A 13,371-nucleotide genomic window follows, 5' to 3' on the forward strand; every position below is an offset into this window, starting at 1 on the left:
AGTCGAGACGTAAAATCGAGGGATGCCCGGAGGCGCCTCGAGCGCGGGTCGGAGGCAGAAGCCGCTGGCCACCGGAGACACCGCGGGAGTCGCATTGCACGGAAACGCCACCACTCGTTACGACGACGTCGCCCTCCTCTCGGTGGCGAGTGTCCTCCCCTCCCGCATCACCCCGTCAGACGCGATAGAGGAGCGGCTGTCGGATGTGCTGCGTCAGCTGAAGCTCAAGCCCGGACTGCTGCGACGCGTCGCGGGCGTGAACGAGCGACGCAATTGGGCGGCGGGCGAGTCGTCCGACGACGCGACGATCCAGGCCGGTCGGCGAGCGCTCGACGAGGCGGGTGTGCGCCCGGACCAGATCGGACTGCTCATCAACACCTCCGTGTCGCGCAAGCATCTCGAGCCGTCGGTCGCGGTGCGGCTGCACCACGGGCTCGGCCTCCCCACCTCGGCCATCAACTTCGACGTGGCCAATGCCTGCCTCGGATTCATCAACGGCATGAGCCTCGCGTCGGGCATGATCCAATCGGGCCAGATCGACTACGCGATCATCGTCAACGGCGAGGATGCCGACGAGATCCAGGTCAACACCGTCGAGCGACTCAATCGCGGCGGTCTCGGCCGCGACGGCTTCATGAGCGAGTTCGCGTCGCTCACGCTCGGCTCCGGCGCCGCCGCGGCCGTGCTGGGGCGGGCGAGCGAGAACCCCGGCGGGCACCGGATCGTCGGTGGCGTCACCCGCGCGGCCACGCAGTTCCACGAGCTGTGCGTCGGCAGCGTCGACGGGATGTTCACCGACGCCAAAGCGCTCCTGAAAGGCGGGCTCGCGCTCGTCGTCGATGCGTGGAAAGAAGCGCAGTCGACCTTCTCGTGGTCGACGATCGACCGCTACATCACGCATCAGGTCTCGTCCGTGCACACCAACGCGATCGTCAAGGCGGTCGGTCTCGACCGGCGTCGTGTGCCGGTGACCTACCCTCACCTGGGCAACGTCGGACCGGCGTCCATCCCGATCACCCTCGATGCGGAGAAGTCGACGTTGCAGCGTGGCGACCGGGTCCTGCTGATGGGGGTCGGGTCGGGCCTGAACACCAGCATGCTGGAGCTCGCCTGGTGATCCCCTCGGTGCCGCGGGAGCTGCCCGGAGTAGAGAGCAACGTATCGACGACCCGCGTCGTCACCGGTGTCGGCGCCGACGCCGGGTCGCAGCGCCGCTGGCACCTGCTCGACACCGCCCCGCTGCTCGCGCGCGAAGGGATCACGCCCGTCGGGACGATCGTCGCCGTGCACGGCAACCCGACCTGGTCGTATCTCTGGCGCGGGCTCGTCGCTGCGTCGCTACAGCGTGCACGGGCCGGCGGGCCGGCCTGGCGGATCGTCGCCGTCGACCAGCTCGAGATGGGCTACTCCGAGCGGACGTCGCTGACGAGAGGCCTGCCGCAGCGCATCGCCGACCTCGGTGCGATCATCGACGACCTCGACATCGCCGGCACGCTCGTCACTCTCGGACACGACTGGGGCGGCCCGGTCTCTCTCGGGTGGGCCGTGCGCAATCGTGACCGGGTCGACGCCGTCGCCGTGCTCAACACGGCTGTGCACCACCCGGCCGGGATGCCGCTGCCCTCGGCGCTGCGCGTCGCGGGAGCCCGATCGCTGCTGGCCACCACGACGGTCAAGACGACCGCGTTCCTCGACACGACCCTCGCGCTGGCCGATCCCTCGCTCGCGCCCGACGTGCGCGCCGCCTACCGGGCGCCCTACGCGTCGAGCGAGCTCCGCCGGGGCATCGGCGCTTTCGTCGCCGACATCCCCGCGACGCCCGACCACCCGAGCACGCCGGCGCTCGATGAGCTCGCGGGCGGTCTCGTCGACCTCACCGTGCCCGCCCTGCTGCTGCGCGGACCGCGCGACCCCGTGTTCGGCGAGCACCACCTCGACGATCTCGCGCGTCGCCTCCCGCACGCCGACGTCCACCGCTTCGAAGGCGCCGGTCACATGCTCGCCGAGGAACGACCGTACGCAGATCTGGTGCTCGACTGGCTCGACGACAAGGGCCTGTCCGGCGGCGACCACGGCGACCCCGTCGACCGCGGTATCCGCGCCGAGGAGGAGAACGCGCACGACGACGCTCAGCCGTTCGTTCCGATCTGGCAGCGACTGTACGACCGCCGCGACGACGGCGACACCGCCGTGGTCGACCTCACCCGTCGGGTCGGCGGCGAACCACTCGATGTCAGCTGGAACGAACTCGCGCAGCGCGTCGACCAGCTCGCCGCCGGATTCGCGGCGTTCGGCATCCGTCCCGGAGACCGCGTCTCGCTCCTGGTCCAACCCGGCCCGACCCTGACGGCCGTGCTCTACGCATGCCTTCGCATCGGTGCCGTCGTGGTCGTCGCGGACCGGGGGCTGGGCATCCGCGGACTCTCGCGGGCCGTTCGCGGCACCGAGCCCGCCTTCGTCATCGGCGAGCAGGCGGGCCTCGCAGCGGCCCGCGCACTCGGATGGCCCGGCCGACGCATCTCGGCGCCGAACCTTCCGGCGCCGGCAGCGCGCGCGCTCGGCGTCGAGGCGAGTCTGGCCGAGATCGCGGCATCCGGGTCGCGTGCCACCGTTCCGGCACCCCCGGACGCGCACGACGAGGCGGCCATCCTCTTCACGTCGGGTTCGACGGGACCGGCGAAGGGCGTCGTCTATACGCACGCGCAACTCGCCGCGCTGCGCGACACCCTGGGGGCGCACTTCGACGTCACCCCGGACGTCGGACTGGTCACGGGCTTCGCTCCGTTCGCGCTGCTCGGGCCCGCGCTCGGGACGCGCTCGGCGACGCCGCGCATGGACGTCTCGGCACCGCGCACCCTCACGGCCTCCGCCGTCGCCGAAGCCGTGCGCGCCTCGCGTGCGCGAATCGTGTTCCTCTCCCCCGCCGCCGTCGCGAACGTCTGCGCCACAGCCGGCGCGCTCACTCCCGACGATCGCGCAGCGCTCGCGCAGGTCCGGACGTTCCTCTCGACCGGCGCGCCGGTGAGCATCGATCTCCTGCGTCAGGCGCACCAGCTCATGCCCGCCGCCGCGGCGCATACGCCGTACGGCATGACCGAGTGCCTGCTCGTCACCGACGTCACCCTCGACGAGCTCGAGAGCGCACAGCAGGCACCCGACGCCGGGGTCTGCGTCGGCACGCCGATCGGATCGGGCACGGTGCGCATCTCGGCTCTCGACGACGATGGGCGCGCAACGGGCGATCTGTCCGACACGCCGCACGTGACGGGTGAGATCGTCGTCTCGGCACCGCACCTCAAGCGCGGATATCACCGCCTCTGGGCTACCGACCGCGATGCCGTACGCGGCACTCAGGCGCATCCGGGACGCTGGCACCGCACCGGCGATGTCGGCCACCTCGACGCCGATGGCAGGCTCTGGGTCGAGGGACGGCTTCCCCACGTCATCGTCACGGCCGACGGCCCCGTGACGCCCGTCGGTCCCGAGCAGCAGATCGAGAGCATCGACGACGTTCGCCGTGCCGCGATCGTCGGGGTCGGACCACGCGGCCGCCAGGTCTGCGTCGCGGTCGTCGAGACGACACCCGGCGCGCGTCGGCCGGGCCTCGCACCGTCGGATCTGGCCGAGCGCATCCGCACGGCATCCGACACGCCCGTCGCTGCGGCGCTCGTGGTCCCGGCACTGCCGACCGACATCCGTCACAACTCCAAGATCGACCGGTCGCGCTTGGCGGCATGGGCCGAGCGCGTGCTCGCGGGCGCGAAGGCGAGCGCGCCGTGATCGTCCTCGCCACCGGTGCATCCGGATTTCTCGGTCGCGCCGTCGTCGCCGAGCTGATCTCCGCCGGACATGAGGTGCGGACCCTGCAGCGTCGCCCCTCGGGTGTCGCCGGCGCGCACGACATCCGGGGATCCGTCACGGATACGACGACCGTGTCGGATGCGGTGGCGGGCGCCGATGCCGTCGTCCACCTCGCCGCGAAGGTGTCGCTCGCCGGTGACCGGCGCGAGTTCCACGACGTCAACGTCGGCGGCACGACGACCCTCCTCGACGCCGCGGCGGCAGCCGGCGTGGCGCGCTTCGTCCAGGTCTCCTCACCATCGGTCGCCCATGCCGGGTCTGCGCTCGCGGGAGCGGGGGCCGACCCGGCCGACCCCGTCCGCGCGCGCGGCGAATACGCGCGCACGAAGGCGGAGGCCGAGCTCATCGCGCTGAGCCGCGACAGCGCAGCCATGCACGTCGTCGCGGTGCGGCCGCACCTGGTGTGGGGGCCGGGCGACCCGCAGCTCATCGAGCGCATCGTCGCTCGCGCGCGGCGGCGCACCCTCCCCCTCCTCAACGGCGGCACGGCGCTGATCGACACCACGTACGTCGATAACGCCGCCTCCGGCATCGTCGCGGCCCTGCACCGGGCGGATGCCGTCGGCGGTCGCGCCTACGTGCTCACCAACGGCGAACCGCGGCCCGTGGGCGACCTGATGGCGGGCATCTGCCGCGCGGCGGGAGCCCCCGAGCCGAAGCTGCGCCTACCGGCTGCCGTCGCGCGTGCGGCGGGAGCCGCCGTGGAGAAGGTCTGGGAGGTGCGTCCCGGCGCCGACGAGCCGCCGATGACGCGTTTCCTCGCCGAACAGCTGTCGACCGCGCACTGGTTCGATCAGACCGACATCCGGCGCGACCTGCAGTGGGCGCCGACCGTCTCGATCGATGAGGGCCTCGCGCGCCTCGCGGAGCACTACGCCGCTCGTCGCTGAGTCGCGCCCATCACACCTCAGCGGACTCGGCGCCGCCACGGTACGACGGCGATGACCACGCCGACGAAGGCCACACCGGCCGCGACCGTAGCGGCCAGCAGCGACGGTCCGGCCGGAGGCGGCGCGATCGCATCGAGGACGATCGATGCGGCGAGCAGCCCCACGACCGATCCGAGGCCCAGGAGCAGTACCCCGGTGCGCTTCACCAGCGCGGCCGAGATGACGATGTAGACGACCCCCATCGCGCCGCCCAGGTACATCCAGGGCTCGGACGGCAGCGCCGCGGGCATTCCATTGAGGGTCACGCTCACCGCAGCCGCGATGCCGAGCGCGACGGACCCGCCCGTGAAGTTCACGACCGTCGTCGACAACGGGCTGCCGAGCTCCTGGCGCAGGCGCCCGTTGGTGCCCTGCTGCCAGGCGATGCCGGCTCCGGCGATGAGCGGCAGCGCCAGCATCCACCACGCGACCGGCTCACCCCGCTGACCGAGCGCGCACAGCACAACGCCGACGATCGCGAGCAGTCCCCCGACCAGGCGGGGGACGGTCACGGCGACCACCCCGGCGGGTCCGTACCCGACGCGGTCGAGCACCAGTCCGCCCGCCGTCTGGCCGGCGACCAACCCGACGGTGAAGAGCGCGACTCCGATCGTGGCGACGGTGAGTCCCTGCGTGGCGACCGTGACGGCGCCCGCGAGGCCGCCCAGCAGCATCCAGATCGGGATGCCGCGCCCCGCCCCCGCGATCAGGAGACGGAGCCCCCGCCGGCCGCTGGGGGCCAGCAGGGTGATCGCGAGGATGAGCACCAGCCCGCTTCCGAACGAGATGGATGCCGCGACGAACCCGTCACCGATCGCTGCGCCGAGCGCGCCGTTGATGCGCGCTTGAACGGCGGTGAGGACGCCGATGAACACCGTCGCGGCGATCGCCGCTCCGAGCGGCAGAGCCGGGGGTCGAGTCTGATCGGTCACTCGGTCAATAGTGCATCAGGAGCGCCGCACGCCACGAACCCGCGAGCACTGCATCCGCCCCCTCTTGACGCTCGCAGGACGAACCGGGACCGTGGAGAAGGAGAACGGGGAACGGTTCGCGGGTCTGGTCCGCACGTCGCACATCCCCCCTCGGTGCGGCGGCCGACCCGCGAATCGTTCTTCTCGGGGACCATCATGGGGCGATTCATCTATGGCAACGGCAACACCAAAGTCGAGATCGAGGACCGCGCGCTCGCGCACCTGCAGCAGGTGATCGGGTCGAAGCTGCGGCGCAACGAGTGCTTCTTCTTCACGTGGCGCGACGACGTGAGCATCGGCGACGGGCGGCGGTCGGTCTGGATCCATCAGAACGCCGACCTGGTGTTCAAGTACCACGGTCACCGTTCGCCGCAGCTCAACCGCGACTGGCTCGAGGCGCTCACCGCCGTCGCGAATTCCGGGAGCGGTCTGTACCTGACCCCGGAGCCGACCCCTCGCGGTCGCGGCGGTCGCGATGCCGTGACGATGCACGATCGTGCCGACATGATCGGGCTGCACTGACGCGACGCTTAGGCTTGTCCCATGTACGTGGGCACCATTCGTCGTGTCGAGAACACCACCGTCGAGCTTGCCGGGCACTCGCTCGAGGAGATCCGCGATCAGGCGCAGGCTGCCGCGCCGGAGGGCTTCGACCTCGTGTCGGCTCCCGTCCAGATGATCAAGGGCAGCACAGAGCTGAAGGCGACCGCGACGTATCAGCGGCGCGACGGTTTGCGCGACATCGAGGCCGATGACCGGCAGGCGCTTTTCGCGCAGGTGCCGGAGGGCTGGCAGCTCGTCAACATCCGCAAGCACTGACGACGCGTCCGCGCGCCATCTCGTCGGGATGTCGTCGGGCCATGACAGTCTTCGGGCCGGGAGAGGAGAACCCGGCCTGTGGGGACCAACAAGCGCTACGCCGATGCGATCGATCGCCGTGCCGACGAGCGCACCGAGCGGGTCCTCATGCGCATCCCGCCGTGCACGATCCCGATGCAGGCCTACGGCCCCGACCCGCTCGAGTGGCCGGCGGAGCGGCCCACGGTGTGGGCATGGGTGTCGTGGCCGCACAAGCCGGCCGAACGGGTCGCGGCTGTCGCACACGGATGGAACGACCGCGTCGTGGTGGTGCATTGGATGAGCCCCGCCGGCGAGCTCAACACGGTCGTCTGGCGCAACGCCGTCACGCGTCGGAGCGACCACAGGCGCGGTTAGCCCGCCGAGCGCGAGTTGGCAACCCCGTGCCGCATCGCGGGGTGAGGTGGCATCGTGCACGGCGATGCGTTACGTGAAGTACGGGGGCGAGACTTTCATCACCAGCGACGCCGTCGCCCGCGCGCTGCTGGCTCTGACCGCGAGCGTCGCCGCCACATCGGGAAGTGAAGTCGTCACCATCCTCGCAATCGAGCCGGGATCGGAGGAACCCGCGCAGGTCGACCTCGTGATCGGGACGGGCATCCACATCCTGTCCCGGCCCGCCGCCATCGACATCCCGGAGCCGGATTTCGAGGATGCCGTCGGCTGGCTGCAGCTTCATCCCGACTATCCCCGGCTCGCGCCTGAGCCAGGCCCGACAGCCGACACCGACGACCTCACGTCGTGGAACGACGATTTCGGCGGAGCGATCGACATCATCTGAGCCGGCCGCAGTGTGGCACGGAGCTGTGGAACGCGACGTGCTGATCCCGTTTCAGTAGAGGCGAGCATCGAAGCGAACGCCGCGGGCGCGGGCGTCGGGAACGGTCGCGAGCTCAGGTGATAATGAGCGCTGGCAACACGACAGGGTGTTTTGCCGGGTGCCATTGGAGGAGCGCATGCCGTTTCGCACGAAGGAAACACTGGAGGCCTGGCTGGCCGAGTTCGCTGAGCTCGGTTACCCGATCAGCGAGCGGCTGCGGGTCATGCCTCAGGACGGCACCGGGGGCCACGACACCGGCCTCATCGGCCTCGACCTGGTGAACGCCGGCACCGTGACCTACCTGCAGCCCGAGCCCGTCGGGTCGACGCACTGGGCGATCACGTTCGAAGCGCGCGAGCAGGACGTCAAGCTCGACGCGGGCCGCGCCTTCGAACTCTCTTCAGAGCTCGCGATGGTGTCCGCTCTGTGCTCGTTCCTGCAGTCCAAGTCCGCCGCGTTCATCGCCAACCGGGCGGCCTGAGGACTCAGTCGCCGGGCGGCTCCGGGACCAACCGCAACCCGGCCGCGCTGTTCGCCGCCTCATTGAGAACCACGAGCCACCGCCGGTTGAGGGTCCCCGTCGGCGCTTCGGTGAAGCTGAAGTACAGCGAGGAGGCGCGTGAGATCCAGACGCTTCCGTACTCGCCTTCCTGCCCCGCGGCCGCGTCGTCACCATGCGTGTCGGGCTCGCTGCCCCATGTGAAGACGAAGCTCTCGTCGCGACGGAGCTTGGTGACGATGACCGCACGGAGATGCTGCAGCGCCCAGTCGTCGATGTTGATGGCCGGTGCGACACCGTAGATCAGATGTCCCATGGTTCTCCCTCTCGAGCAGCGGTCCCGACCCGCCCCGGACCGGGGCTCCTCTGACGCCTGAGCGTCCGAGCGGCTGACCAAAATGTACCGCGCCCGTCGGGCGTCGGGAGACCGCGCCGAGGGTGCAAATGATGCGTCGCGCTCCCCCGCTCGCGCAAGCCACCTTGCATACTTTCGCCACCCGACGACAATTGTCCGGTGCGTCGGATCCACTACGGAACGGGCGTCGTCCTCACGACGGACGACGTCGCCGACGTGTTGCTCCGACTCAACGTCGCCCTCGCCAACCTTGCGCACTCCGAGCGGGTGACGATTCCCGTCGCGAGTGGCGATTCCGCGGACAGCAGCGTCGACCTCATCCTCGGCCCCGGCATCGCGATCATGTCCGAGCCCGCTCCGTGGCACGGAGACGAACCGGACTTCTCGACCGGTGCCACCCTGCTCCGGATGAACCCGCACTACCCCTATCGGCGCCCCGCCGGACAGGCGCAGCCCATGACGCCGATCGACACGGACGACTGGGACCTCGATCTCGACGGCTACTGACACCGCACGGAGTCACGGAGCCGACTACGGGACTCGAACCCGTAACCCCCGTATTACAAGTACGGTGCGCTACCAATTGCGCCAAGTCGGCAAGGCGTCCAGTCTAGCGACGGACGCGAGCGGCGCCGAAACGTCGGCGGCCGCAGGCGGCCCGTCAGGACGCGGGCGCCTCGGTCGGGGTCGGAGTCGGGGTGGGCGCGGACTTGTAGTACGCGTCGCTCGCGGTCGTCAGCACGAACTGCGAGAACTCGGCCGGGTCGCTCAGGTCGCCGATGTACTGCTTGCCGTTGACGAGCACCATCGGTGTTCCGGTCAGCGCCAGCCCATTCGTGTCAGGGATGCCGGCGACGGCGCGCTCGGTCGCCGACTTCGCCCATGCGGCGTACGAGCCCGACTCGATGCAGTCGCGGACCACGCGGGTCGAGTCGACGCCGGAAGCCTGCGCCATGTTGGCGAGCTCGGTGTCGGAGTAGCCGTCGGAGTCGACCTCGGGCTGACGCGTCAGCAGTTCGTTGTTGAACGCGAAGAAGGCGTCGGGCGCGTTCGTCGCAACGCAGGCTGCAGCACTGGCCGCGCGGAGCGAGTACTTCGTCCCGTTCGACTTCGCCGTCAGCATCGCGACCGGGTAGTAGCTGAGCGTGACCGCACCGTCGTCGACCCACGAGGTCAGCTGCTGCGCATTGGCGACCTGCCACTCGCGCGCGCCGGCGGAGAGGTAGTCGACGTAGACCCGGATCTCGACGGGCGGTGCCGTCGTGGAGGTCGGAGCAGGAAGGCCCTCGGCGGGAGTCGCGGCCGCGGCATCCGGGGCGGGCTCGGCAGGCGCGGACGCGTCGGTCTCGGCGGCGATGTCGGTGGAGACCGAGGTATTGACGACGTCGGCGACGACGAAGCCGTCGCCCGACGCGGTGGCGGGCTCGAGCTGCGGCTTGCTGCCGGCGCTCGAGACGGTCATGGTGACTGCCACCGCTGCGGCTGCCACGACTCCGACGGCGAGCACCCCGAGACCCGAGCGACGCGCGATGCGCGCACGCGACTGCCGGGTGTGAACCTGCAGCGCCTTCTCGCGCACCGCCTCGCGACGGTCGATGACTGCCGGCGATTCGGGAGCGTCAGGAGTGTCGTCAGAAGACATGGAACCTCGGGGAACAGAAGTAAGGATGAGGCCGCGCGGGGCGACTCGCGGCGGGCCTCACGGGTCACTCGATGGTAATCAGCCAGCCTGGGAAAGCCCAGAGCACCACCCGGAATGCGTTGTCTCCCGCACGCCCGCGCCCGTGCCATACTGAGAGCGCGCCCGATGAGGGGCGTACGGGGGCGACCCCGTTCCATTCACAACGGATCGTCCGGCACGTACCTGCCGGTGAAGGAGAAGAAACGATGGCGACTGTCACTTTCGACAACGCAACCCGTCTGTACCCCGGTGGCACGCGCCCCGCGGTCGACAAGCTCAACCTCGAAGTGGGCGACGGCGAGTTCCTCGTCCTGGTCGGCCCCTCCGGTTGCGGAAAGTCCACCTCGCTGCGCATGCTCGCCGGCCTCGAAGAGGTCAACTCGGGCAGCATCCGCATCGGTGAGCGCGACGTCACCGACGTTCCCCCGAAGGACCGCGACATCGCGATGGTCTTCCAGAACTACGCGCTCTACCCGCACATGACGGTCGCCGAGAACATGGGCTTCGCGCTCAAGATCGCCGGCGTCGGCAAGGAAGAGCGCGCGCAGCGCGTGCTCGAGGCCGCCAAGCTCCTCGACCTCGAGGAGTACCTGACCCGCAAGCCGAAGGCCCTCTCGGGTGGTCAGCGTCAGCGCGTCGCGATGGGCCGCGCCATCGTCCGCAAGCCCCAGGTGTTCCTCATGGACGAGCCGCTGTCGAACCTCGACGCCAAGCTCCGCGTCCAGACGCGCACCCAGATCGCTTCGCTGCAGCGCAGCCTCGGGGTCACCACGGTCTACGTCACGCACGACCAGACCGAGGCCCTCACCATGGGTGACCGCATCGCGGTCCTCAAGGACGGCATCCTGCAGCAGGTCGGCACGCCGCGCGACCTGTACGAGAAGCCGAACAACGTCTTCGTCGCCGGCTTCATCGGCTCGCCCGCCATGAACCTGTTCACGGCGTCGCTCGCCGAGGGCGGTGTGCAGTTCGGCACCAAGGTCGCCGCGGTCGAGGCCGACACGCTCGGCAAGGCTCACGGCTCGACGGTCACGATCGGCATCCGCCCCGAGGACATCATCGTCAACCCCGAGGACGGCCAGGGCCTGACCGTCGACGTCGACCTGGTCGAGGAGCTCGGCGCTGACGGCTACCTCTACGGCCACACCGACATCAACGGCAAGCGCACCGACATCGTCGCGCGCGTCGACGGCCGCCGTCACCCGAACGCGGGCGACCGGGTCGTCCTCGCCCCCGTCACCGGACACGTCCACGTGTTCGACGGCGAGACCGGCGAGCGCCTCACCGACAAGGCCATCGCTTCGGCCTGATCCGGTATCTTCGTACGCTGCGGCGCGGGTGGCCTCTGGTCGCCCGCGCCGCAGTCTTTGCGCCTCACATCCGATCGGAGAATCCGTGACCGCCTCGCTCTCGATCACCGCCAGCAGCGTCGACCCGGGTCTGCTCGCCCTCCCCTGGTCGACGACCCTCGCCGATTGGTCGACGCCCGACATCGTCTACCTTCCCAAGGGCATCTCGCGTCACCTCGTGCGCTTCGCGAACCTGTCCGGACGCGTCGTGGCGATCAAGGAGACGACGGCGACGATGGCTCGGCGCGAGTACGAGATGCTCGGCTCGCTGCAGCGCCTCGACGTGCCCTGCGTCGAGCGCGTCGCAGTCATCGACGGACGTCGCGACGAGAACGGCGAGGAACTGCCCGCTGCCCTCGTCACGGCCCACCTGAAGTTCTCCCTCCCCTACCGCGCCCTCTTCACCCAGGTGCTGCGTCCCGACACGGCGACCCGTCTCGTCGACGCCCTCGCCGTGCTCCTCGTGCGCCTGCACAACGTCGGCTTCTTCTGGGGCGACGTCTCCCTGTCGAACACGCTCTTCCGCCGCGACGCCGGCGCGTTCGCCGCGTACCTGGTCGACGCCGAGACCGGCGAGCTGCATGAGCGGGGCCTCACGCGCGGTCAGCGGATGCACGACCTCGACATCGCACGCACGAACATCGCCGGCGAGATCATGGACCTCGAAGCCGGTGGCCGCCTCGAAGGCGGTGTGGACGCCATCGCGATCGCCGACGGCATCATGTCGTCGTACCACTCGCTGTGGGCGGCCCTCACCGACCAGGAGACGTTCTCGGCGAACGAGTCGTGGCGCATCACCGAGCGCGTCCAGAAGCTCAACTCGCTCGGGTTCGACATCGGCGAGATGTCGATCGACGCGGCCGCCGACGGCACACGCGTATCGATCCAACCGAAGGTCGTCGACGCCGGCCACCACCAGCGTCGCCTGCTCCGCCTGACGGGACTGGATGTCGAGGAGAACCAGGCCCGCCGCCTGCTCAACGACCTCGATGAGTTCAGCGCGCGTGTGTCACGCCTCGGGTCGAACGAGGAGATGGTCGCGCACGAGTGGCTCACCCGCGTGTTCGAGCCCGTCGTCCTCTCGGTGCCGTGGGACCTGCGCGCCAAGCTCGAACCGGCGGAGCTCTTCCATCAGGTGCTCGAGCACCGCTGGTACCTCTCGCAGACCGAGGGGCGGTCCGTTCCCCTCGCGGAGGTGCTGTCGTCGTACGTCGAGAACGTGCTCCGTCACCGGCGCGACGAGGCGACCGTCATGGGGCCGCCGACCGAGACGATGTCGGTGCCGATCGTCACCGATTCCGTCCCGGTCGACGACGACGAGGCGGAGGTCGACTGGCGCGACCTGGTCTGAGCGCCATCCGGCCACGGCCCGCGGGTCACGCCCACGGGCCGTGCCGCCGGTCAGTAGCCGACAGTGAAGCGCTCGCGGACATGCTTCGGGTTCTCGATCTCGTCGACGACCGCAATGGCGAAGTCGGCGCCCGAGATGAACGAGTCGCCGTTCTCGTCGGTCACGAGCACGTCTCCACCGTCGCGATAGTGTCCGGTGCGCTCGCCCGGGTTGAATGAGCCGAAGCCGCCCGCAGGGTGGATGAAGAACCAGTCGCGACCGCTCTCGTCGGCCTGCAGGTCTTCGAGGATGCCGATCGCCTCGAGCGCCTCGTCCTTGAACTCCTCGGGGAAGCCGCTGTCGATCAGGCGCGGACCGCCCGGCGCGACGAGGCTGCCACCCGCGCCGCCGACCACGCCGACGCGCACGTTCTCGGGAAGACTCTCGACCAGCAGCGCCGTGTTCGGGCGCACCTGGCCCTGCATGTCGCCGCGCGGCGCGACGGCGGAGACCACGACATCGACGCCCTCGAGCTGACCGACGAGCGCCGGCACGTCGAGCAGGGTGCCTTCGAGGTAGGTCGCACCCTCGACGCGCTCAGCGGGTACCTTTCGGGCGACCGAGACCACGGTGTGGCCGCGCGACACGGCTTCCTCGACGATGTGGCTGCCGGCGTAGCCGGTGCCTCCGATGACAGCGATGCGTGCCATGACTGTTA

15 protein-coding genes and 1 tRNA gene are annotated in these 13,371 nt (G+C 70.0%); 11 read left to right on the forward strand and 5 right to left on the reverse strand.

Annotated features, from left to right (window positions below; all coding sequences use genetic code 11):
- Nucleotides 1-94: 94 nt before the first annotated feature.
- The 3 genes from ACLBWJ_RS12425 to ACLBWJ_RS12435 are packed head-to-tail and all read left to right on the forward strand — an operon-like array spanning nucleotide 95 to nucleotide 4,751.
- Nucleotides 95-1,117, forward strand: a complete 1,023-nt coding sequence (locus tag ACLBWJ_RS12425; RefSeq protein ID WP_240309742.1) for a 3-oxoacyl-ACP synthase III — start codon at nucleotides 95-97, stop codon at nucleotides 1,115-1,117.
- Nucleotides 1,118-1,125: 8 nt separating this feature from the next.
- A complete protein-coding gene (locus tag ACLBWJ_RS12430) occupies nucleotides 1,126-3,780 on the forward strand; it encodes an alpha/beta fold hydrolase (RefSeq protein ID WP_447660421.1) in 2,655 nt (884 codons plus the stop codon).
- Nucleotides 3,777-4,751: an NAD-dependent epimerase/dehydratase family protein gene (locus ACLBWJ_RS12435; RefSeq protein ID WP_274178652.1), complete on the forward strand. Its 975-nt coding sequence runs from the start codon at nucleotides 3,777-3,779 to the stop codon at nucleotides 4,749-4,751. Before ACLBWJ_RS12430 ends, ACLBWJ_RS12435 begins: the two co-directional genes overlap by 4 nt.
- 17 nt (nucleotides 4,752-4,768) lie before the next feature.
- On the opposite strand, the gene ACLBWJ_RS12440 is transcribed toward ACLBWJ_RS12435, so the two are convergent.
- Nucleotides 4,769-5,722 carry a DMT family transporter gene (locus ACLBWJ_RS12440; RefSeq protein WP_447660422.1) on the reverse strand — a complete coding sequence of 318 codons (954 nt, stop codon included), beginning with the start codon at nucleotides 5,720-5,722 and terminating at the stop codon, nucleotides 4,769-4,771.
- A gap of 195 nt (nucleotides 5,723-5,917) precedes the next feature.
- Here ACLBWJ_RS12440 and ACLBWJ_RS12445 point away from each other — a divergent pair, with 195 nt between their 5' ends.
- From ACLBWJ_RS12445 to ACLBWJ_RS12465, 5 genes are all read left to right on the forward strand, one after another.
- Nucleotides 5,918-6,283 carry a DUF7882 family protein gene (locus ACLBWJ_RS12445; RefSeq protein WP_282501161.1) on the forward strand — a complete coding sequence of 122 codons (366 nt, stop codon included), beginning with the start codon at nucleotides 5,918-5,920 and terminating at the stop codon, nucleotides 6,281-6,283.
- 21 nt (nucleotides 6,284-6,304) lie between these two features.
- Entirely contained in the window at nucleotides 6,305-6,580 is a 276-nt protein-coding gene (locus ACLBWJ_RS12450) for a hypothetical protein (protein WP_112617109.1), read from the forward strand.
- A gap of 78 nt (nucleotides 6,581-6,658) precedes the next feature.
- A complete protein-coding gene (locus ACLBWJ_RS12455; RefSeq protein WP_274178655.1) occupies nucleotides 6,659-6,976 on the forward strand; it encodes a hypothetical protein in 318 nt (105 codons plus the stop codon).
- Between the two features lie 64 nt (nucleotides 6,977-7,040).
- Nucleotides 7,041-7,400, forward strand: coding sequence for a hypothetical protein (locus ACLBWJ_RS12460; protein WP_274178656.1), 360 nt, complete (start codon nucleotides 7,041-7,043; stop codon nucleotides 7,398-7,400).
- Between the two features lie 175 nt (nucleotides 7,401-7,575).
- Nucleotides 7,576-7,920: a hypothetical protein gene (locus ACLBWJ_RS12465; protein WP_404568658.1), complete on the forward strand. Its 345-nt coding sequence runs from the start codon at nucleotides 7,576-7,578 to the stop codon at nucleotides 7,918-7,920.
- Between the two features lie 4 nt (nucleotides 7,921-7,924).
- Here the strand turns inward: ACLBWJ_RS12465 and ACLBWJ_RS12470 are convergent, their stop codons facing one another.
- The gene (locus ACLBWJ_RS12470) at nucleotides 7,925-8,254 is read right to left on the reverse strand and encodes a DUF7882 family protein (protein ID WP_274178658.1); all 330 of its coding nucleotides are present in this window, start codon (nucleotides 8,252-8,254) and stop codon (nucleotides 7,925-7,927) included.
- A 198-nt stretch (nucleotides 8,255-8,452) separates the two neighbouring features.
- On the opposite strand from ACLBWJ_RS12470, the gene ACLBWJ_RS12475 reads away from it, so the two are divergent.
- Nucleotides 8,453-8,800 (forward strand): hypothetical protein, encoded by a 348-nt coding sequence (locus ACLBWJ_RS12475; RefSeq protein WP_447660423.1) that lies wholly within the window; start codon nucleotides 8,453-8,455, stop codon nucleotides 8,798-8,800.
- Nucleotides 8,801-8,818: 18 nt separating this feature from the next.
- Here the strand turns inward: ACLBWJ_RS12475 and ACLBWJ_RS12480 are convergent.
- Nucleotides 8,819-8,891 (reverse strand) — tRNA-Thr (locus tag ACLBWJ_RS12480).
- 63 nt (nucleotides 8,892-8,954) lie between these two features.
- Nucleotides 8,955-9,935: a DsbA family protein gene (locus ACLBWJ_RS12485; protein ID WP_378719288.1), complete on the reverse strand. Its 981-nt coding sequence runs from the start codon at nucleotides 9,933-9,935 to the stop codon at nucleotides 8,955-8,957.
- A 245-nt stretch (nucleotides 9,936-10,180) separates the two neighbouring features.
- On the opposite strand from ACLBWJ_RS12485, the gene ACLBWJ_RS12490 reads away from it, so the two are divergent.
- On the forward strand, nucleotides 10,181-11,284 hold the full coding sequence (locus tag ACLBWJ_RS12490) for an ABC transporter ATP-binding protein (RefSeq protein ID WP_274178662.1): 1,104 nt from the start codon (nucleotides 10,181-10,183) through the stop codon (nucleotides 11,282-11,284).
- A gap of 85 nt (nucleotides 11,285-11,369) precedes the next feature.
- Nucleotides 11,370-12,674, forward strand: coding sequence for a DUF4032 domain-containing protein (locus ACLBWJ_RS12495; protein WP_112617117.1), 1,305 nt, complete (start codon nucleotides 11,370-11,372; stop codon nucleotides 12,672-12,674).
- Nucleotides 12,675-12,724: 50 nt separating this feature from the next.
- Here the strand turns inward: ACLBWJ_RS12495 and ACLBWJ_RS12500 are convergent, their stop codons facing one another.
- The gene (locus tag ACLBWJ_RS12500; RefSeq protein ID WP_274178663.1) at nucleotides 12,725-13,363 is read right to left on the reverse strand and encodes an NAD(P)-dependent oxidoreductase; all 639 of its coding nucleotides are present in this window, start codon (nucleotides 13,361-13,363) and stop codon (nucleotides 12,725-12,727) included.
- Between the last annotated feature and the right edge of the window lie 8 nt (nucleotides 13,364-13,371).

This window comes from Microbacterium sp. M4A5_1d (assembly GCF_053345465.1).

What these genes read in the sequence shown, in the direction of transcription:
- ACLBWJ_RS12450 (WP_112617109.1), top strand. Translation starts at nt 6,305, where the DNA reads ATGTACGTGGGCACCATTCGTCGTGTCGAGAACACCACCGTCGAGCTT.
- ACLBWJ_RS12490 (WP_274178662.1), top strand. Translation starts at nt 10,181, where the DNA reads ATGGCGACTGTCACTTTCGACAACGCAACCCGTCTGTACCCCGGTGGC.
- ACLBWJ_RS12485 (WP_378719288.1), bottom strand. Translation starts at nt 9,935, where the DNA reads ATGTCTTCTGACGACACTCCTGACGCTCCCGAATCGCCGGCAGTCATC.
- ACLBWJ_RS12460 (WP_274178656.1), top strand. Translation starts at nt 7,041, where the DNA reads ATGCGTTACGTGAAGTACGGGGGCGAGACTTTCATCACCAGCGACGCC.
- ACLBWJ_RS12465 (WP_404568658.1), top strand. Translation starts at nt 7,576, where the DNA reads ATGCCGTTTCGCACGAAGGAAACACTGGAGGCCTGGCTGGCCGAGTTC.
- ACLBWJ_RS12445 (WP_282501161.1), top strand. Translation starts at nt 5,918, where the DNA reads ATGGGGCGATTCATCTATGGCAACGGCAACACCAAAGTCGAGATCGAG.
- ACLBWJ_RS12470 (WP_274178658.1), bottom strand. Translation starts at nt 8,254, where the DNA reads ATGGGACATCTGATCTACGGTGTCGCACCGGCCATCAACATCGACGAC.
- ACLBWJ_RS12500 (WP_274178663.1), bottom strand. Translation starts at nt 13,363, where the DNA reads ATGGCACGCATCGCTGTCATCGGAGGCACCGGCTACGCCGGCAGCCAC.